At 69.3% G+C, this 18,879-nt stretch carries 19 protein-coding genes; 8 read left to right on the forward strand and 11 right to left on the reverse strand.

What is annotated here, in order from left to right; all coding sequences use genetic code 11:
* Window positions 1–5 precede the first annotated feature (5 nt).
* From mdcA to madL, 3 genes are all read right to left on the reverse strand, one after another.
* Complete coding sequence (gene mdcA, locus WS45_RS24360; protein ID WP_059702051.1) at window positions 6–1,652, reverse strand: malonate decarboxylase subunit alpha; 1,647 nt, start codon at window positions 1,650–1,652, stop codon at window positions 6–8.
* Between the two features lie 154 nt (window positions 1,653–1,806).
* Window positions 1,807–2,574: a malonate transporter subunit MadM gene (gene madM, locus WS45_RS24365; RefSeq protein ID WP_059523510.1), complete on the reverse strand. Its 768-nt coding sequence runs from the start codon at window positions 2,572–2,574 to the stop codon at window positions 1,807–1,809.
* An 11-nt stretch (window positions 2,575–2,585) separates the two neighbouring features.
* On the reverse strand, window positions 2,586–2,981 hold the full coding sequence (gene madL / locus WS45_RS24370; protein WP_059449382.1) for a malonate transporter subunit MadL: 396 nt from the start codon (window positions 2,979–2,981) through the stop codon (window positions 2,586–2,588).
* Between the two features lie 333 nt (window positions 2,982–3,314).
* Here madL and WS45_RS24375 point away from each other — a divergent pair, with 333 nt between their 5' ends.
* On the forward strand, window positions 3,315–4,163 hold the full coding sequence (locus tag WS45_RS24375) for a LysR substrate-binding domain-containing protein (RefSeq protein WP_039322076.1): 849 nt from the start codon (window positions 3,315–3,317) through the stop codon (window positions 4,161–4,163).
* Between the two features lie 176 nt (window positions 4,164–4,339).
* Window positions 4,340–4,618 (forward strand): DUF4148 domain-containing protein, encoded by a 279-nt coding sequence (locus WS45_RS24380; protein ID WP_059702054.1) that lies wholly within the window; start codon window positions 4,340–4,342, stop codon window positions 4,616–4,618.
* A gap of 39 nt (window positions 4,619–4,657) precedes the next feature.
* Here the strand turns inward: WS45_RS24380 and WS45_RS24385 are convergent, their stop codons facing one another.
* Window positions 4,658–5,575 carry a 3-hydroxyacyl-CoA dehydrogenase NAD-binding domain-containing protein gene (locus tag WS45_RS24385; protein WP_059702057.1) on the reverse strand — a complete coding sequence of 306 codons (918 nt, stop codon included), beginning with the start codon at window positions 5,573–5,575 and terminating at the stop codon, window positions 4,658–4,660.
* Between the two features lie 245 nt (window positions 5,576–5,820).
* Here WS45_RS24385 and WS45_RS24390 point away from each other — a divergent pair, with 245 nt between their 5' ends.
* The gene (locus WS45_RS24390) at window positions 5,821–6,261 is read left to right on the forward strand and encodes an Hsp20/alpha crystallin family protein (RefSeq protein WP_059702059.1); all 441 of its coding nucleotides are present in this window, start codon (window positions 5,821–5,823) and stop codon (window positions 6,259–6,261) included.
* 16 nt (window positions 6,262–6,277) lie between these two features.
* Entirely contained in the window at window positions 6,278–6,688 is a 411-nt protein-coding gene (locus WS45_RS24395) for an Hsp20/alpha crystallin family protein (protein ID WP_059523518.1), read from the forward strand.
* 108 nt (window positions 6,689–6,796) lie between these two features.
* On the opposite strand, the gene WS45_RS24400 is transcribed toward WS45_RS24395, so the two are convergent.
* Both WS45_RS24400 and WS45_RS24405 read right to left on the reverse strand, forming a co-directional pair.
* Window positions 6,797–7,099 carry a TFIIB-type zinc ribbon-containing protein gene (locus tag WS45_RS24400; RefSeq protein WP_059702061.1) on the reverse strand — a complete coding sequence of 101 codons (303 nt, stop codon included), beginning with the start codon at window positions 7,097–7,099 and terminating at the stop codon, window positions 6,797–6,799.
* A gap of 60 nt (window positions 7,100–7,159) precedes the next feature.
* Window positions 7,160–7,915: a TerC family protein gene (locus WS45_RS24405; RefSeq protein ID WP_059523522.1), complete on the reverse strand. Its 756-nt coding sequence runs from the start codon at window positions 7,913–7,915 to the stop codon at window positions 7,160–7,162.
* A 109-nt stretch (window positions 7,916–8,024) separates the two neighbouring features.
* Here WS45_RS24405 and WS45_RS24410 point away from each other — a divergent pair, with 109 nt between their 5' ends.
* Both WS45_RS24410 and WS45_RS24415 read left to right on the forward strand, forming a co-directional pair.
* Entirely contained in the window at window positions 8,025–8,918 is an 894-nt protein-coding gene (locus tag WS45_RS24410; RefSeq protein ID WP_059702063.1) for a LysR family transcriptional regulator, read from the forward strand.
* 129 nt (window positions 8,919–9,047) lie between these two features.
* Window positions 9,048–10,112 (forward strand): DUF2242 domain-containing protein, encoded by a 1,065-nt coding sequence (locus WS45_RS24415; RefSeq protein ID WP_059702065.1) that lies wholly within the window; start codon window positions 9,048–9,050, stop codon window positions 10,110–10,112.
* Between the two features lie 274 nt (window positions 10,113–10,386).
* Here the strand turns inward: WS45_RS24415 and WS45_RS24420 are convergent, their stop codons facing one another.
* Window positions 10,387–11,307 carry a pyridoxal-phosphate dependent enzyme gene (locus WS45_RS24420; protein WP_059702067.1) on the reverse strand — a complete coding sequence of 307 codons (921 nt, stop codon included), beginning with the start codon at window positions 11,305–11,307 and terminating at the stop codon, window positions 10,387–10,389.
* A 172-nt stretch (window positions 11,308–11,479) separates the two neighbouring features.
* On the opposite strand from WS45_RS24420, the gene WS45_RS24425 reads away from it, so the two are divergent.
* Both WS45_RS24425 and WS45_RS24430 read left to right on the forward strand, forming a co-directional pair.
* Window positions 11,480–12,391: a LysR family transcriptional regulator gene (locus tag WS45_RS24425; RefSeq protein WP_059691149.1), complete on the forward strand. Its 912-nt coding sequence runs from the start codon at window positions 11,480–11,482 to the stop codon at window positions 12,389–12,391.
* A 476-nt stretch (window positions 12,392–12,867) separates the two neighbouring features.
* Window positions 12,868–14,073: an MFS transporter gene (locus WS45_RS24430; protein WP_059702069.1), complete on the forward strand. Its 1,206-nt coding sequence runs from the start codon at window positions 12,868–12,870 to the stop codon at window positions 14,071–14,073.
* Between the two features lie 61 nt (window positions 14,074–14,134).
* Here the strand turns inward: WS45_RS24430 and WS45_RS24435 are convergent, their stop codons facing one another.
* The 4 genes from WS45_RS24435 to lpdA form a co-directional block, all read right to left on the reverse strand.
* A complete protein-coding gene (locus WS45_RS24435; protein WP_059702071.1) occupies window positions 14,135–15,565 on the reverse strand; it encodes a purine-cytosine permease family protein in 1,431 nt (476 codons plus the stop codon).
* A gap of 315 nt (window positions 15,566–15,880) precedes the next feature.
* The gene (locus WS45_RS24440; RefSeq protein WP_059702073.1) at window positions 15,881–16,558 is read right to left on the reverse strand and encodes an SOS response-associated peptidase family protein; all 678 of its coding nucleotides are present in this window, start codon (window positions 16,556–16,558) and stop codon (window positions 15,881–15,883) included.
* A gap of 132 nt (window positions 16,559–16,690) precedes the next feature.
* Window positions 16,691–17,320: an NAD(P)H-binding protein gene (locus WS45_RS24445; protein WP_059702074.1), complete on the reverse strand. Its 630-nt coding sequence runs from the start codon at window positions 17,318–17,320 to the stop codon at window positions 16,691–16,693.
* 162 nt (window positions 17,321–17,482) lie between these two features.
* Window positions 17,483–18,874 (reverse strand): dihydrolipoyl dehydrogenase, encoded by a 1,392-nt coding sequence (gene lpdA / locus WS45_RS24450; RefSeq protein ID WP_059702076.1) that lies wholly within the window; start codon window positions 18,872–18,874, stop codon window positions 17,483–17,485.
* Window positions 18,875–18,879 lie beyond the last annotated feature (5 nt).

Raw genomic sequence — 18,879 nt, forward strand, 5'->3', positions numbered from 1 at the left:
CTTCCTCACCAGTTGCGGAACCGGGCCGGCGGCGCATACAGGCCGCCCGACCAGTGCACGAGATCCTTGATCGAGCGCGCGGCGAGCCAGCGGCGGTCGGCGTCGAGCGGATCGATGCCGAGATCCTCCGGGCGGCGGATCACGCCGCGCTCGCGCAGCCGCTCGACCATCCTGCGGTCGCGGCCCCGGCCGACTTCCGTATAGCCGGCCACGCCGCGGATCGCGTGCTCGCGTTCGTCCTTGTCGCGGCACATCAGCAGGTTCGCGATCCCTTCCTCGGTGACGATGTGCGTGACGTCGTCGCCGTAGACCATGATCGGCGCGAGGTCGAGCTGCAGCTTGTCGGCGAGCTTCAGCGCATCGAGCTTCTCGACGAACATCGGCACGTTCTTGTCACCGAAGGTCTCGCCGATCTGCACGACCAGCTTGCGGCCGCGCCTGAGCGCCGCCGGCGTGTCCGGGTCGGCTTCCGCGCCGGCCTTCAGCCACGGCTCGCTCGGGTGACGCCGGCCGCGCGCGTCGCTGCCCATGTTCGGCGCGCCGCCGAAACCGGCGATGCGCTCGGCGGTGACCGTCGACGAATGGCCGGACAGGTCGATCTGCAGCGTCGAGCCGATGAACATGTCGCACGCGTAAAGGCCGGCGGTCTGACAGAACGCGCGGTTCGAGCGCAGCGACCCGTCGGGGCCCGTGAACCACACGTCGGAGCGCGCGCGGATGTAGTCGTCCATTCCGACTTCGGAGCCGAAGCAGTGGATCTGCTCGACCCAGCCCGATTCGATCGCGGGAATCAGCGTCGGGTGCGGATTGAGCGCCCAGTGCGTGCAGACCTTGCCCTTCAGCCCGAGCTTCGCGCCGTAGGTCGGCAGCAGCAGCTCGATCGCGGCCGTGTTGAAGCCGATCCCGTGATTCAGGCGCTTGATTCCGTACGGTTCGTAGATGCCCTTGATCGCGAGCATCGCGGTCAGGATCTGGGTCTCGGTGATCGCGGCCGGGTCGCGCGTGAACAACGGCTCCACGTAGAACGGCCGGCCGGCCTCGACGACGAAATGCACGCGGTCGCCCGGGATGTCGACGCGCGGCACCTTGTCGACGATGCGGTCGACCTGCGCGATCACGATGCCGTCCTTGAACGCGGTGGCCTCGACGACGGTCGGCGTGTCTTCCGTGTTCGGGCCGGTATACAGATTGCCGTCGGCATCCGCGCTGACCGCCGCGATCAGCGCGACCTGCGGCGTGAGATCGATGAAGTAGCGCGCGAACAGCTCGAGATACGTGTGCACCGCGCCGAGCGCGATCTTGCCGCCGAACAGCAGCTTCGCGATCCGCTGCGACTGCGGGCCCGAATACGCGAAGTCGAGGCGCTTCGCGATCCCGCGCTCGAACACGTCGAGATGCTCCGGCAGCACGACACCCGACTGCACCATGTGCAGGTCATGGATATTCGCGCTGTCGACGTCGGCGAGCGCCGTCGCGAGCAGGTCGGCCTGCTTCTGGTTGTCGCCTTCGAGGCACACGCGATCGCCGGGCCGCAGCACCGCTTCGAGCAACGCGACGGTGTCGCGCGCATCGACCCGCTTGCCGCGCGCGAAGGCCGCGCCGGCCACGAGGCGTGCATCGCGCGCCTGCCGCGCGTGATTCCATCCCGTCATGAACTGTTCTCCCGCTTCGATGGTTCAGCGGCATTCTAAGCCTGGCGCCGCCGCCGATTGATGATGTTGACGAATCCGACTCAGAGGGCACCGCGATGGATGCGGGCCGCCGCGGAACTGCGCGCGCCGGCCGCATGCGACGCGCCATGCGCGGTCACGCGCCGACCAGCGCGCGCGTCGTGAAGAACAGCACCGACGGCCCGAGCAGGCAGCCGACGCCGGTATGGAACGTCGCGACCAGCGCGCCGTACGGCACGAGCCGGCGATCGGTCGCGGCGAGGCCCGCGCTCACGCCGCTCACGGTGCCGGCGAGGCCGCCGAAGATCATCGCGGAGCGCGGCGTCTTCAGGCCCATGAAGCCGGCCGCGACCGGCGTGCCGATCATCACGATGATCGCCTTCACGAGGCCCGTCGCGATGCTGAGCGCGATCACGTCTGAGCTCGCGCCGATCGCGGCGCCGGTGACGGGCCCGACGATGTAGGTGACGGCGCCCGCGCCGATGGTCGTCATGCTGACCGCATCGGTGTAGCCGAACGCGCGCGCGATGCACGCGCCGACGATGAACGGCAGCACCGTGCCGAGCAGCAGCGACACGACGCCGACGAGACCGGCCTTGCGCGCCTCGGTCGGCTGCACTTCGAATGCGGTCGCGACGATCGCGAAATCGCGCAGCATCGCGCCGCCCATCAGGCCGATGCCCGCGAACAGCGGCACGTCGGCGATTCCCTTCTCGCCCCCGGTGAACGCACCGCCGACATACGCGAGCGCAAGGCCGATCACGATCGCGATCGCGGAACCGTGCACGCGGCCGAAGGTGAGCTTGCGCGACGCGATCGACGACAGCCACATGATCAGGCCAACCAGCGCGAACGACGCGACGAGCCCGTTGTGGGCGACGGTTTTTTCGAGCATCTGCAGCATGGCGGCCTCCGTCACTGTTGTTCGAATTGCGGCACGCCCGCGAAGGCCGTGTCGTCGCGCCCCGTGCGCACGAGTACCGCGATGCAGCATGCGCAGATCGCGACCGCGCCGATGGCGGCGAGCAGCGCGACCGGCCCGCCCTTCAGCGCGGCGACCACGTTCTGGTTCGCGGCCATCGCGACGACGACGGGGATGTACATCGCGCCCCAGAAGCCGACGCCTGCCTCGGTTTCCTTCGGCAGCCAGCCGCGCCGGTGCAGCCACAGGCGCAGGCAGATCAGCAGCAGCATCGCGATACCGACGCCGCCGACGTTGGTCTTCACGCCGATCGCGGCGCCCAGCAGGTCGCCGAGGAACAGTCCGGCCAGATGGCAGAACGCCAGCAGCGCGGTTCCGTAGATGATCATGAGTCGTCTCCAGTCTCTTCGTGACGGGCGCCTGACGCGTGCGGAAGCCAGGCCCGCACGCCGATCCCGGGCGCGGACGGTCTGTCTCCCGCGGCGGTGCGCCGCGGCCCGGCGGCTCGTCGTGCGAGCGCGTTCTCGGGCGGTCGATGGGATGATGCGGTTTCGGGCCGGACGCCGGATGGCTTAGACTGACCGATGCAGCCGACGGCACGACACGGGCAACGCGTCCGGTGCGCCCCGTTTGCATGGGCCGCACCGGGGCGTGATCCGATACTAGCGCCGCATGATCCGGGCATTTATGAAGTTGTCGAAACCGATTCAGTGGATTTAGCAATGCGTCCATTACCGCCCGAGCTGCTGCGCAGCTTCGTCGCCGTCGCCCAGTCCGGCAGTTTCACCGCCGCGTCCGAGCGCGTGAGCCTGTCGCAGTCGACCGTCAGCCAGCACATCCGCCGCCTCGAGGAACTGCTCGACCGGCCGCTGTTCGAGCGCGACACGCGCAACGTGCACCTGTCGCAGCACGGCGACGCGCTGTTCCGCTACGCGGTGCGCATCCTCGAACTGATGGACGAGGCCGTCACGTCGGTGTGCGGCCCGCCGCTGTCGGGCAAGGTGCGGCTCGCGATGTCGGAGGATTTCGCGTCCGCGCACCTGACGGCCGCGCTCGCGAGCTTCGTGCAGCGCAATCCGGAAGTCGAACTCGCGATCTCGACGGGGTTGTCGGGCGACCTGTTCGACGCGCTCGATGAAGGCCGCCACGATCTGGTGTTCGCGAAGCGCGTCGCGGGCAGCCGGCGCGGCCGCGTGATCCGTAGCGAACCGCTGTACTGGTGCACCGGCCCCGATTCGCGGATCACCGGCCACGAGGCCGTGCTGCCGCTCGCGATGCATCCGGAGCCGAGCGTATCGCGCCGCCGCGTGCTCGAGTCGCTCGAGGCGGTCGGCCGCCCGTACCGGATCGCCGTCGTGAGCAGCAGCATCGCGGTGCTGCGCGCGGCCGCGAGCGCGGGGCTCGGCGTCAGCGCGTTCGCGGGCTACGTGATTCCGGCCGGGCTCGCGCGGCTCGACGCGGGGCTCCCCGAACTCGGCGAACTCGAATACGTGATCGACCGGCCGGCGGCCGCCTCGCGCTCGACGCTCGCGCTCGAGGCGACGCTGATCGCGGCGGCGGCCGAGCTGTAGCGATCGCCTTCGCCGTGACGCCGACGCCGCCGCGCCGCGGCGTGAGCGCGCAACTGACAATCTTGCCCGGAACGAGTCAGCGTCCGCGCAGCACCCGCTCGCGACAATGGGACCCATCGGAACGCACGGCAATGTGCCGCGCAGCCGCCATCCCGTCCCCTTGATCGGAGCACACCATGAACGTCTTGCGATTCGCCGTCGCGACCGCCGCAGCCGCGCTGCTGTCCCCCGCCTTTGCGCAATCCGATGCCGCTGCCCCCGCGCAGGGCCTGACGCGCGCGGAAGTCGTCGCGCAGCTGAAGCAGGCGTACCTCGACGGCGAACTGCCGACCAACGACGGCAACTATCCGCCGAATGCCGCGACGCGCGCGCGCAATCGCGAACTGGTGCAGGCCGCGCAGCCCGCGTGGCTCGCGCAGACGCCGCGGGCACCGCAAACGGCCGTCCAGCAATAGCCGTTCACGGCGCGACCGGAACGCCGCGCGGCGCCGCGCTCAGGGCAGGAAGCTGCGGCGCCGCGCGTCGATCAGCTCGACGAGCAGCCGGTCGCGCTCGGCCGCCAGTTCCTGCATCGAACGCTCGCCCTGGATCGCGCGCAGTTCGTCGTTCAGCTTGCGATCGACGGCCGGATCGAACGACGGCGTGCCGAGGTCGTCCCACCACGTCGTGATCGGCCCGGACAGATGTTCGAGGAAGTGCGCGATCCCGCCCGCGCCGCCGCCGAGGTGATAGGTCAGGCACTGCCCCATCAGCCCCCACCGCAAGCCCGGCCCCCATGCGACCGCCTTGTCCGCATCGGCGACGCTCACCACGCCTTCGCCGACGAGGTGATACACCTCGCGAAACAGCGCGGCCGCGAGCCGGTTCGCGACGTGGCCGGTCATTTCCTTGTTGAGCACGATCGTCTGCTTGCCGAGCGCGTCGTAGAAATCCTTCACGCGCGCGATCACGTTCCGGTCGGTCGCGTCGCCGCCGACCAGCTCGACGAGCGGAATCAGGTGCGGCGGGTTGAACGGATGCGCGATCAGGCAGCGTTCCGGGTGCTTGTCGCACGCGGTCTGGATCTCGGACATCTTCAGGCCCGACGAACTCGACGCGATCGGCACGCGCGCGGGCACCACGTCGTCCATCTGCCGGTACAGCGCGCGCTTCAGGTCGAGCCGCTCGGGGCCGTTTTCCTGCACGAAATCGACGCCGTCGAGCGCGCGCACGAGATCCGCATCGAACGACAGCCGCGCGGAAAGTTCGGCGGCCCGGTCACCGAGGAATGCGGCGAGCGCGTCGCGCAGACGCGCGTCGGCCTGCGGTGCGGGATCGGTCGCAACGACGTCGAAGCCCTTCGACAGATAGAAAGCCGCCCAGCTCGCGCCGATCACGCCGGCCCCGACGATCGCGATGCGTTGAATGTCCATGTCCGTCCCGTCTCCGTGGTCTGTGGAAAGCGCGACGATTGTCGCATCGATTCACGTCACGACGCGTCGATGCCGGTTGCACCTCCCCTCTTGAAAACCGCCGCGGCGGCCTCTAATTACCGGTTGCCAGGCGGTGCCCGTCACACGCACCGCCCCCGTTTCGACTCGGCGGAAAACCGCGCATCGCACTCGCCATCGGCGTCGCGTCGGCGCGTCTTTCGCGTTTCCTGTTCCGGAGGACCTTCATGAGCGGTATCCATCACGGCCACGACCTGTTCGATGAATTCGCCCGCGTGCAGCGGCAGATGGCGAGCCTGTTCGGTGAGCTTCCGACCGGCATCCGCGCGGTGCGGCCGAGCGCGTTTCCCGCGCTGAACGTCGGCGCGACCGACGACGCGATCGAGATCGTCGCGTTCGCCCCCGGCATGGCCGCGGCCGATTTCGACGTCTCGATCGACAAGGACCTGCTGACGATCAGCGGCGAGCGCAAGCCCGTGCCGCAAGACGCCGGCGACGACGTGTGCACCTATGCGCAGGAGCGCTTTCACGGCGCGTTCCGCCGGGTGGTCGAGCTGCCGCAGAACGCGGACGCGGACAACGTCAGCGCCCGCTACGAAAACGGCTGCCTGCTGATTCGCGTCGGCCGGCGCGAGGCATCGAAGCCACGTGCGATCAACGTTCAGTAACCTTCAGGAGAACGACATGAATATGAGCCAGACCCTGACCGAACGCCAGGCCGGCGCCGTCCACGCGCCCGCCGCCGAGGCCGCACGCCGGCCCGCGATCGCGCCGGCCGTCGACATCGTCGAAGACCAACGGCGCGTCACGCTGCGCGCCGACCTGCCGGGCGTGCCGCGCGAGAATCTCGACGTGAAGGTGCACGACAACACGCTGACGATCGAAGCCGACACGCGCATCGACACGCCGGCCGACCTGCGCGTGCGGCATGCCGAAGTCCGCGCGCCGCGCTACGCGCGCACGTTCGTGCTGAGCCCCGATCTCGACACGTCGCGTATCGATGCGAGCCTGCGCGACGGCGTGCTCACGTTGACGATTCCGCGTCGCGAGGAAACACGCCCGCGCCGCATCGACGTGACGGCCGGCAACGCGTAAGCGCTGCCGCGTGACGATCGCGCGACGCGCATGACAAAGCCCCGCCGGGCATGACACCCGGCGGGGCTTTGTTTCATCGTGCGGCGCGGTGCACGCCCGCCGTCACGCTCAATCGAAATCGAACAGGTCGAACACCGATTTCTTGCGGCGCTGGCCGTCGTGGCGATAGCGGTCGTCGTGCGAGCGGCTGTCGCGCCCCCAGCCGTCGTCACGCCCGCGCGGCGCCTGCGCATCGTGCCGCACGGGCGGCTCGTCGCGGCGCGGCGGCGCATCGCCGGTTTCGCGTGCGATCAGCTTGTCGAGCTCGCCGCGATCGAGCCACACGCCGCGGCACGTCGGACAGTAATCGATCTCGATCGACTGGCGCTCGGCCATCAGCAGGTCGGGCGTCTTGCAGACCGGACATTTCATCGCGCTTCTCCTTTCGTTGAGCATTCCGAACCAATGGCGGGCCCTCGCCCGCCCGCTTTCTCAGTGACCTTCGACCCGCGCCGCGCGCTTCGCCTTCGCACGCCGCGCCAGCATGTTCATGCCTTCGACGAACGCCGAGAACGCCATCGCCGCGTAGATATAGCCCTTCGGCACGTGCGAACCGAAGCCTTCCGCGATCAGCGTCATGCCGATCACGACGAGGAACGACAGCGCGAGCATCACGATCGTCGGGTTGCGGTCGATGAAGCGTGCGAGCGGCTGTGCGGCGAACAGCATCACGCTCACCGCGACGATCACCGCGACGAACATGATCGGGACGTGCTCGGTCATGCCGATCGCGGTCACGATGCTGTCGATCGAGAACACGATGTCGAGCATCACGATCTGGCCGATCGCGGCCCATACCGTCAGGCCGGCCGCGCCGCCGGACGCACCCGCGCCGTCGCCGTCGTGCGACACGTGGTGATGGATCTCGGTGGTCGCCTTCCATACGAGGAACAGGCCGCCCGACAGCAGGATCATGTCGCGCCACGAGAACGCGTGATCGAACAGCGTGAATACGGGCTCGGTGAGACTCGCGATCCACGCGACGCTGCCGAGCAACGCGAGGCGCATCACGAGCGCGAGCGCGATGCCCAGGCGCTGCGTGCGGGCGCGCTGCGCTTCGGGCAGCTTGTTGCTGAGGATCGAGATGAAGATCAGGTTGTCGATGCCGAGCACGACTTCCATCACGACGAGCGTCAGGAGCGCGGCCCAGACGGCGGGGTCGGCGGCAAGCGTCAGCAGGTAATCCATGAAAAGGGCCGATTCGAATGTGGAAAGCCCGATGATAGGCCACCCCACGACTTCGAAAAAATCAGAGAGAATCTGATCTTTGGTTCGGTTTTTCCGAAATATCGATCCGATGCTGAATTTTCGCCATCTGTACTATTTCTGGGTCGTCGTGAAGGAAGGTGGTTTCGCGCGCGCCGCGGAGCGGCTCGACATGGCCGTGCAGACGATCAGCGCGCAGGTCCGCGAACTGGAAAAGGCGCTCGGCCACCAGCTGCTGCGCCCGGTCGGGCGCGGCGTCGCGATGACCGATGCGGGCCAGGCCGCGTATGCGCGCGCCGAGGTCATCTTCGAGATGGGCCGGTTGATTCCCGACGAGGTGCGCGCGGCGGCCAGCCAGCCGACCGTGCGGCTCGCGATCGGCCTGGCCGACGGGATCTCGAAGCTCGCCGCGCATGCGATCCTCGCGCCGGTGCTCGACACGCCCACGCTGCGGCTGCTGTGCCACGAGGGCGAGCACGACGCGCTGCTCGCGGAACTGGCGCTGCATCACCTCGACCTCGTGCTGGCCGGCCAGGGCGCGCCGTCGGGGTCGAATCTGCGCGTGACGAGCGAGCGGCTCGTCGCGTCGCCGGTCGACTGGTACGGGCCCGCGGCGCTCGTCACGACGGCCGCGCGGCAGCGCTTTCCGGAGTGCCTCGCCGAGTTGCCGGTGCTGCTGCCGACCGCCCACTCGGCGCTGCGCGCACGCCTCGACCTGTGGCTGGAACGGGAACGGATCGTGCCGCGCGTGGCCGGGGAATTCGAGGACAGCGCGCTGATGGCCGTGTTCGCGGCGCGGGGCCTCGGCGTGTTTCCGCTCAGCGAACTCGGCGCGAACGACGCATCGCTGCTGCGTGGGCTGCGCCGGCTCGGCCGGGCGGGCGACGTGACCGAGGAAATCCACGCGATCCGCTCGCGGCGCGGCGAACACCACCCGCTGGCATCGCGACTGCTCGCCGCCGCGCGGCCTGCGCCGGCCGCCTGAAGCGAGCGCGACATCAAACGAAACTATAATGACGCCCCGGCCATACGAGATTGCCACGCGCATCGCACCGGCCCCGCCGCTGCGCCCGCAGCCTCGCGCGGCATCTCGCCGAGCCTTTTGAAAGACGCCATGCACAACCGATTTCGCCTGTTTTCCGTTTCGTGCGCGCTCGCGGCCGCGACCGTGCTGGCGGCGTGCTCGTCGCCGCCCAAGCCGATTTACCAGCAGGAGCAGTTCGACGCGACGAGCAGCCCGTATGCGCACACGTTCCGCTCGAAATCCGACGCGGCCTGCGAGGCCGCGCGGCGCGCGCTGCTGAGCCAGGGCTACGTGGTGTCGTCGTCGCGCAACGATGCGGTCGACGGCAGCAAGAATTTCCAGCCGAGCAACGACATGCACGTCGTGATCGAGTTTCACGTCGTGTGCGCGGACGCGAATGCCGACGGCTCGTCGAGCATCGCGTACGTGAACGCGGTGCAGGACCGCTACACGCTGAAGAAGTCGAATACGTCGGCGAGCGTCGGGCTCAGTGTGTTCGGCTCGCTGTCGCTGCCGATCGGGTCGAGCGACGACGCGCTCGTGAAGACCGCGAGCGAGACGATTCCCGCCGGCGTGTTCTACGAGCGCTTCTTCAATCTCGTCGAGCATTTCCTGAAGATCGATCCGGCCCGCCGCGATCGCGCGACCGTGAAGGCGGCCGAGAAGGAACCCGTCACGCCGCTGCCCGAACCCGCGCCGACGCCGCAGGGCGAGCCGATGAAGATGACGACGCCGGTCGTGCCGACACCGCCCGCCGCACCGGTGCCGCTGTCGGGGCCGGGCGTCGCGCCGGCTTCGGGCGCGTCGGCCGTGCCTGCTGCGCCTGCCGCGGCATCGGCCGTGGTCGCGCCGGGGGCGATGCGGGGTGGCGTGCCGGCATCGGCTGCGGCACCTGCGGCGGCTTCGGCCGCAGTCCCGCCTTCCTCCTCGGCATCTGCTTCGGCGCCTGCGTCGGCGGCCGTGCCTGCTTCGACACCTGCCGCCGTCATGCGGGCCGCACCCACATCGGCATCGGCCGTGCCCGCGCCGGCAGCCTCCGCACCTGCCTCCGCGAACGCTGCTCCGGCATCGGCGGACAAGACGCCCGCGCCCGCTGCCGCCGATCCCGTCGCGTCGTCCGCACCGACCGGTGCCAGCGCGCCGTCCGCGAACTGATCGCGAGACCATCTCTCCGCGTCGTGCGCCCGTCGCGCGCGGCGCGCCATGTGCCCCCTTCCCCGACGCCTCACTTGATCGCCGCACGCCCGAAGGCCGGTTGCGCATGCGCGCCGTGACGCGACCGGCGATCGAGCGCAGCCCGTCGCGACGAACCACTCGAATCCCGACTCCCGCCGACGCCCGCGATCATTCCCGCCGCGCGATCACGCCGTCGTTACGTCTTCACCCCCGCAGCGCCGCCCGGCCGCGCCGCGACACGCGCGCTGGCGCGTTACCGCAACGTCGCGTTCAGCGCCTGCAACTGCTCGACCGTCGCCGTCACGCCGCCGCATACGATCACCGCGATTTCCGACGCCGAAGCAAGCGCCGGCACCGACTGTTCGAGCGCGGCCAGCGCGGCGCCGCACGCCGGCTCGACGACGATCCGGTGCTCGTCCACGAACCGCAGTGCCGCAGCCACCGCCTGCGCATCCGACACGACGACCGGATGGATCGCATGCCGCTTCGCCCACTCGACCGCCGCGTCGCACGGCCGCTTCGCGCCGAGCGACGTCGCGATGCTCGTGATCGCCGGCAATTCGACCGCACGCCCCTGGGCGACCGAGCGCGCGTAGCTGTCCGCGCCTTCCGTCCCGACCGCGACGACCGGCACGTCGTGCCAGCCGTTGCGTGCGAGCCCCTCGAGGACGCCGCACAGCATCCCGCCGCCGCCGACCGCGAGCACGACCGCGTCGGGTTTCGGGCCGGCCGCCGCCATCTCGTCGATCATCGTCGCGTGCCCCTGCCACAGCACGGGGTCGTCGAACGGATGCACGAATGCGTCCTGCGCGCCGACGGCCGACAGCGCGTACGCGTTCGCCTCGGCCCAGCTCGCGCCGTGCACGACCACCTCCGCGCCCTCCGCGCGGATCAGCGCCCGCGCGCGGGCCGATGCGGTTTCCGGCACGGCGACGAGCACCGGCACGCCGAGCTCGCGACCGCAATACGCGACCGCGATGCCCGCATTGCCGCCCGACGACGACACGAACCGGCGCGCGCCGGCCGCATGCCGCGCTTCGCACACCGCGCCGATGCCGCGCAATTTGAATGAACCGGACGGCTGCAGCGCGTCGAGCTTCAATCGGATGTTCTTGCCGAGACGGCGCGACGCGATTTGCGAGCGGACATAGGGGGTCGGGATATGTAGCGGCATGGTGCGGGACACGGTCGGGACAAAGGGAACGCACGCGGCCCGCGAACAGGCCCGGCAACGTCGATCATCGTACGGCACACCCGCCATGCTTTTCCAATACCATCGGATGGTGCTTGCCATGCTTGGCAGGCATATCCGCCGAATCAACGCCGACAACGGGAGTCGAAATCGCATGCGCCAGATCGAACTGCGTCACCTGCGTTACTTCGTGGCCGTCGCGCAAGCCGGCAGCGTGATGGCCGGCGCCCGCGCGGCCGGCATCGTCCAGCCCGCGCTGTCGCGGCAGATCCGCGAGCTCGAGGATGCGATCGGCACGCCGCTGCTGATCCGCCGCACGACGGGCGTCACGCTGACGGCGGCCGGCGCGAGTTTCCTGCAGGATGCGACGGGCCTGCTCGCGACGTTGCAGGACAGCCGCGAGCGCGCGTTGCGCAGCGCATCCGGCCAGCTCGGCGAGCTGCGCCTCGGCGCGCTGCCGAACTGCCTGCCGCTGCCGGTCGTCGCGAACGTGCTGAAGGCGTTTCGCGACGCGTGTCCGGACGTGAAGTTGTCGATCGCGCCGATGCTGTCCGCCGAGCAGGCGACAGCGCTGATGCGCGGCCAGCTCGACGGCGGCATCATGGCGTGGCGCCGAGACGAAGCGCCGCATCTGTCGGGCGTGCGGCTGCTGAGCGACCGCTTCGTGCTCGCGATGCCCGCGCCGCCCGGCGGCCGCTTCCGCGCGCCGCGCACGCTCGCCGACGTCGCGCACGAGCCGTTCGTCTGGTTCGACGCGCAGCGCTCCGCCGCGCATCACCGCTTCCTGATGGCGCAGTGCGAACGGGCCGGCTTCACGCCGCGCATCGCGCAGGTGGGCAGCGACATCCCGACGCTGATCGGTCTCGTGGCGGCCGGCATGGGCTGCGCGTTCGTGCCGGAAAGCGCGTCGCCGACGTGCCCGCGCACGGTCCGGCTCGTCGCGCTCGACGAACTCGCGAGCCGCTTCGATATCGAGTTCGTATTCGACGGTGCGGCGGTGCCGGCGTCTCCCGTCGTTGCGCGGTTTCTCGAAGCGGTGCGCGACGCGGCCGGCCAAGCGGAATGATCGATCGCGGGCACGCGCGATCCGCGCGCCGGCGGTGGATTCAGTCGGCTTCGCCGTCATCGCGCACTAAACATTGGCTCGGACAAACGAAAAATCTTTCAGATCGATAACGGACGACGCGGTCACGTCGGAATTTTTAAATTGGCACCAAAAGAGGCCGTTTAACGTCATTTCGAAATGTTATGCCCCGAAATATACTGCGCCCGCATCCAACCCTCGTGCCAAAGAGAGGATGCTTTTCGCCCCGGTCACGGCCCCCTGTGACCGGGGCTTTTTTCGTCGGCGAGCCGCGCCGGCGAATCGCCGAAACAGCGCCACTCGGGCCGCACACGCATGCCGGCTCGACTCCGAATTATTGACATCGAATCAAGATAATTTCGCTCGAGCGCGGCTTTTTCCGCAAAAGTAACGCAGGCACACTTCACCTGTCCGCAATGGCCCGGTGCCGTTGCCCCATGCTTGCAGGAGCTCATCGCGTGAACAGCACGACCTCTTCCCCTTCCCGCCCGGGCGGCAGCGCCGCGCTGCCGCTGCTGGCGCTTGCCGCCGGGGCGTTCGGCATCGGCACGACCGAGTTCTCGCCGATGGGCCTCTTGCCCGTGATTGCCGACGGCGTACACGTGTCGATTCCGCAGGCCGGCATGCTGATCAGCGCGTATGCGATCGGCGTGATGGTCGGCGCGCCGCTGATGACGCTGGTGCTCGCGCGCTGGTCGCGTCGCTCGGCGCTGATCGCGCTGATGTCGATCTTCACGATCGGCAACCTGTTGTCGGCCGTCGCGCCCGACTACACGACGCTGCTGCTCGCACGGCTCGTCACGAGCCTCAACCACGGCGCGTTCTTCGGGCTCGGCTCGGTGGTCGCGGCGAGCCTCGTGCCGCGTGAAAAGCAGGCCAGCGCGGTCGCGACGATGTTCATGGGCCTCACGATCGCGAACGTCGGCGGCGTGCCGGCCGCGACCTGGCTCGGCCAGATGATCGGCTGGCGCATGTCGTTCGCGGCGACCGCCGCGCTCGGCCTGATCGCGATCGCCGGCCTGTTCGCCGCGCTGCCGAAGGGCGAAGCCGGCAAGATGCCGAACCTGCGCGCCGAACTGTCGGTGCTCACGCGCCCCGTCGTGCTCGGCGCGCTCGGGACCACGGTGCTCGGCGCCGGCGCGATGTTCACGCTGTACACGTATGTCGCCCCGACGCTCGAACACCTGACCGGCGCGACACCCGGCTTCGTCACCGCGATGCTCGTGCTGATCGGCGTCGGCTTCTCGATCGGCAACATCGCCGGCGGCCGCCTCGCCGACCGCTCGCTCGACGGCACGCTCATCGGCTTCCTCGTGCTGCTGATCGTGACGATGGCCGCGTTCCCGCTGCTCGCCCGCACGCATGTCGGCGCGGCGGTCACGCTGCTGGTCTGGGGTGTCGCGACGTTCGCGGTGGTCCCGCCGCTGCAGATGCGCGTGATGCGTGCCGCACACGACGCGCCGGGCCTCGCCTCGGCCGTCAACATCGGCGCGTTCAATCTCGGCAACGCGGTCGGCGCGGCAGCCGGCGGCGCGGCGATCTCGGCCGGCTTCGGCTACGCGGCGGTGCCGCTCGTCGGCGGGCTGATCGCCGCGGCCGGGCTGGCACTGGTTGCGCTGCAGATGATCCAGCGCCGCCGCGCGCCGGTCGCCGCGAGTTCGTAAGCACGCGGCGATCCGTACGGGTGCCGGCCGGCACGACGGGCGACGCGACGCGTCAGTCAGTTCAGTGGTGAACCTCGCCGCGTTCGAGCGGCAGGATCAGGCGCTCGGGGATGCTGCGTCGCGACGCACGCGCGCCGACGTAGTACAGCCCGGCCGGCACGACGAGGCCGAGGATCCACGAGATGTCGGTGCCGCCGAGCGCGTCGACGAGCGCGCCCGTGTAGATGTGGGTCGACATGAACGGCAGCTGCACCAGGATGCCGACCACGTAGATCGTGATCGCCATCACGTTCCAGCGGCCGTAGCGGCCGTCCGGATCGGACAGCGCCGGCACGTCGTAGCGCGAGCGCGTGAAGCAGTAGTAGTCGACCAGGTTGATCGCGCTCCAGGGCGTGAAGAACGCGAGCAGGAACAGGATGAACGCCGTGAATTCCTTCAGGAACGAATGGCGGCCGGCGAGCGCGATCAGCGTCGACACGCAGATCATCCCGAAGATGTACACGAGACGGCTGCGTGACGACACCGCGCCCTTGCCGCGGAAACCGCTGACGATCGTCGCCATCGACATGAAGCTGCCGTACGCGTTGAGTGCCGTCACCGTCACCTTGCCGAACGCGATGGTGAAATACAGCAACGCAGCCACGGCGCCCGTCGAGCCGAGCCCGACGATATACGACACCTCATGGTGCGCGAACTGGCTGCCGGCCAGCGCGGCCGCGAACACGCCGAACACCATCGCCGCCTGCGCGCCGATCACCGAGCCGAGGCCCACCGCGAAGAACGTGGCGACCGACGACGTCGAGCGCGGCAGGTAGCGCGAATAATCGGCGACGTACGGGCCGAACGCGATCTGCCACGACGCGGACAGCGACATCGACAGCAGGAAGCTCGCGAGCGAGAAGTGCCGGTTCGCGAGCAGCGCGCCGACGTCGTGGTTCGCGAACAGCTGCGCGAACATGTAGACGAATGCGACGATGCCGACCACGCTCGCGATCCGGCCGACGAAGTGGATCGCGCGATAGCCGAACACCGTCAGCACGACGATCACGGCCGCGAACAGCAGGATGCCGGCCGCGTCGTCGACGTGCAGCAGTTGCGCGACGGCCTGCCCGGCGAGCACCGAGCCGCTGGCGGAAAAACCGATATACATCAGGCATACGAGCACGATCGGAATCATCGCGCCGTAGACGCCGAACTGCACGCGACTCGAGATCATCTGCGGCAAGCCGAGTTGCGGCCCCTGCGCGCCGTGCAACGCCATCACCGCGCCGCCGACGAGTTGGCCGAGCAACAGCGCGACCAGCGACCAGAACACGTCGCCGCCGAGCACGACCGCCAGCGCCCCCGTGACGATGGCCGTGATCTGCATGTTCGCCGACAGCCACAGCGTGAACTGGCTCAACAGGCCGCCGTGGCGTTCGGCGTCGGGAATGAAATCGATCGAGCGTACCTCGATCAGACCACCGGCTTTTCCACTGGGATTCGTTGACACGGGAAAATCTCCAAGATACTGAGGATCGCAAACGGTTTGGACGAGACGGGGAACGTGCCGAGCCGCCCTTTCGACTCGTCGGATGCGGCGCGCCGTGAATCGCCGGGACACGCGCCACGCACGGTCCGCACGCTGGCGCGCAGCCGGCACGCCCCGTGGCCGACAGTGCCAGCGGATGATCTTGTATATACAACCAGGCAGATATCGGTGATTACCCGGTGTCCGGCAGCCTTCCGGATCGGCCGGGAAAACGGAGCGCATCCGGCGATCGGAGGTGTCGGTCGACCGTATGAAAAATGCAGGGAAAACGAAAACTCAGGCGCCGGCGGGCAACGCCTGCTCGGGTGCGGCGACCATGTCGCCGGCGGGAAGGAGCGTCAGCATGCGCCGCGCGGCCTCGATGTCGCGCGCGTGCAGCCATTCGTCGTAGTCGTCGCGGCGCAGGATCACGACGCCCCGCTTCTCGTCGCCGGGCCGATGCATGCGCGCGAACAGCGGATGATCGTCGGCATTGACCGTAAGCATCGTCATGCCGATACGCTCGCGGCCGTCGACCGTTTCGTAACGCCGCCAGAGGCCGGCGACGCAGCATGGTTGCCAGCCGTCGACACCGATCCGGTGCCACACGTTGCGGCCCGTTTCGTAGCACGGCTCGAAGATCCAGCGCACCGGAATCAGGCAGCGCTGACCGTTGCGCCAGGCGTTGCCGTAGAGTCGCGACGAACCGACCGTTTCCGCGCGCGCGTTCACCGTATCGAGCTTCTTTCGCTTGCGGCCGTTCTCGTCGAGACGCTCGGGCTGCATGAACTTCGGCCAGTAGCCGAACACCGCGCTGACGACCGCGAGGCCGTCGCCGTCGGCGCGCGCGATGGGTGCCGCGTAATCCGGATATACGTCGGGTTCCCACGGCTCGCGGCGAAACAGGTCGCCGATGCCGATCCTCAGCTCGCTGATACCCGGGTCTTCATCGGGGGCGCGGTAGTGCGTGCACACGGTTGGGCAGATGATGGACGCGATGTCTTCATCGTAGGTCAGCGTGCACGTCGTATGTCCGCTTTTGCCTGGTGTGACGAAACAGTCTTACAACCGTTCGGCCCGCTCGATGGCGTCGTCGCCGGTTGCGGTTCAGGCCAACCGTTCCGATCCGATCACATGTACGCCCGGACGCGCCTCGAGCGCGGCGTCGAGCAGCGCGCGGGCAATGCGCGGCGCCGGATTCACGCGCCACTTCCGCGGCAGCAGCGGCCCGGCGACGCTCAACGCAAGCACCAGCATCCGTTCGCCGAACCGGAATTCGTCGCGGCTGCCGCCGATCAGGCCCGGCCGCACGCAGGTGAGCGACGCGAACCCGATGCCCGCGAGCGCGCGCTCGACCTCGCCCTTCACGCGGTTGTAGAAGATGCGCGAGCCCGGATCGGCGCCGAGAGCGGAATTCAGCACGTAGGTCGGCGTGCCGGACCGGTGCGCCAGACGCGCGACCGCGAGCGGATAGTCGTGATCGACGCGGCGGAATGCGGCCTGCGAGCCCGCGACGCGCATCGTGGTGCCGAGCGTGCAGATCACCGCGTCGGCCTGCCACCAGTCGGCCGCCTCGGGCAGGTGATCGAAGTCGACCTCCAGCGCGCGCATCTTCGGATGCGGCGTCAACGGCCGGCGCGCGAGCACGACGACCTGGTCCACCCGCGCATCGGCCAGCGCGGCTTCAAGGACGTGACGCCCGACGAGTCCGGTCGCGCCGACGAGCAACAGTTTCATGGCAAGTCATTCCGTGTGAGGCCGGTGAATCGGCGTGGAATCGACACGATGAACGGTCCGCGCGGGAGGGTCAACCGCAACCCGCATCCCGCCCGTCACCCGCGCACGCAAAAAAGCCCCGCCGTGGCGGGGCTTCGAGCGGCCGCGCATGCCGACGCATGCTCACACATGCAACGCATGCCCCAGCGCGCGCAACGCCGCCTCCTGCATCGCTTCGCCGAGCGTCGGATGCGCGTGGATCGTGCCGCCGATGTCTTCGAGCCGCGCGCCCATCTCGAGCGACTGCGAAAACGCCGCGGCCAGCTCCGACACGCCGCGCCCGACCGCCTGCCAGCCGACGATCAGATGCGTGTCGCGCCGCGCGACGACGCGCACGAAGCCGTCGGTCGCCTGCAGCGTCATCGCGCGGCCGTTCGCCGCGAACGGGAACGACGCGCCGATGCAGTCGACGCCGGCCGCCTTCGCATCGTCGGGCGACCAGCCGGACGTGACGACCTCGGGATCGGTGAAGCACACGGCCGGGATCGATGCCGGCGTGAACTTGCGGCGGCGTCCGGCGATCAGCTCGGCCACCATCTCGCCCTGCGCCATCGCGCGATGCGCGAGCATCGGCTCGCCGGCGACGTCGCCGATCGCCCATACGTTGCGCATCGACGTCCTGCATTCGTCATCGATGCGCAGCGCGCGGCCATTGCGATCGAGCGGCAGCGATTCGAGCCCGAAGCCGTCGACGCGCGGCCGGCGGCCGACCGCGACCAGCACGCGATCGGCCGGCAGCGTCTTCTCCGCGCCGTCGGGTGCCTGCACGCGCACCGCGCCGTCGCTCGCGAGGCCCAGCACCTTGTGGCCCAGCCAGAGCCCGACGCCGAGCCGCGCGAGCGAATCGGCGACCGGCTTCGCGAGTTCCGCGTCGTATGCGGGCAGCACGCGCTCGGCCACCTCGACGATGGCGACGTCGACGCCGAGCTTGCGATACACGAATCCGAGTTCGAGCCCGATGTACCCGGCGCCGACGACGACCAGCCGCTTCGGCAACGACGCGGGCGACAGCGCCTCGGTCGACGAGACGACGTGGCCGCCGAACGGCATCGACGGCAGCGCGACCGGTTCCGAGCCCGTCGCGAGCAACAGATGCTCGCACGCGATCCGCGTCGTGTGGTCGCCGGCCACGACGTCGACCGTCTTGCCGTCGACCACGCGCGCGTCGCCGTGCAGCACGCGCACGCCGTGCTTCTTCAGCAGCGCGCCGACGCCGCGCGTGAGCCGCTCGACGATGCCGTCCTTCCACGCGACGCTTTTCGCGATGTCGATCTCCGGCGTGCGCACGCGAATCCCGAGCATCCCGTCGCCGGCCTGCCCGCACGCCTGCTCGAACGCGTCGGCGACGTGGATCAGCGCCTTCGACGGAATGCAGCCGATGTTCAGGCACGTGCCGCCGAGCCGTTCGCGCTCGACGAGCACCGTCGGAATGCCGAGCTGCCCCGCGCGAATCGCGGCGACGTAACCGCCCGGCCCGCCACCGATCACGAGCAACGTGGTGTGTTCGTTCTTCATCGTTC

The sequence above is a fragment of the Burkholderia sp. RF2-non_BP3 genome (assembly GCF_001522185.1).
GTDB lineage: Bacteria > Pseudomonadota > Gammaproteobacteria > Burkholderiales > Burkholderiaceae > Burkholderia > Burkholderia diffusa.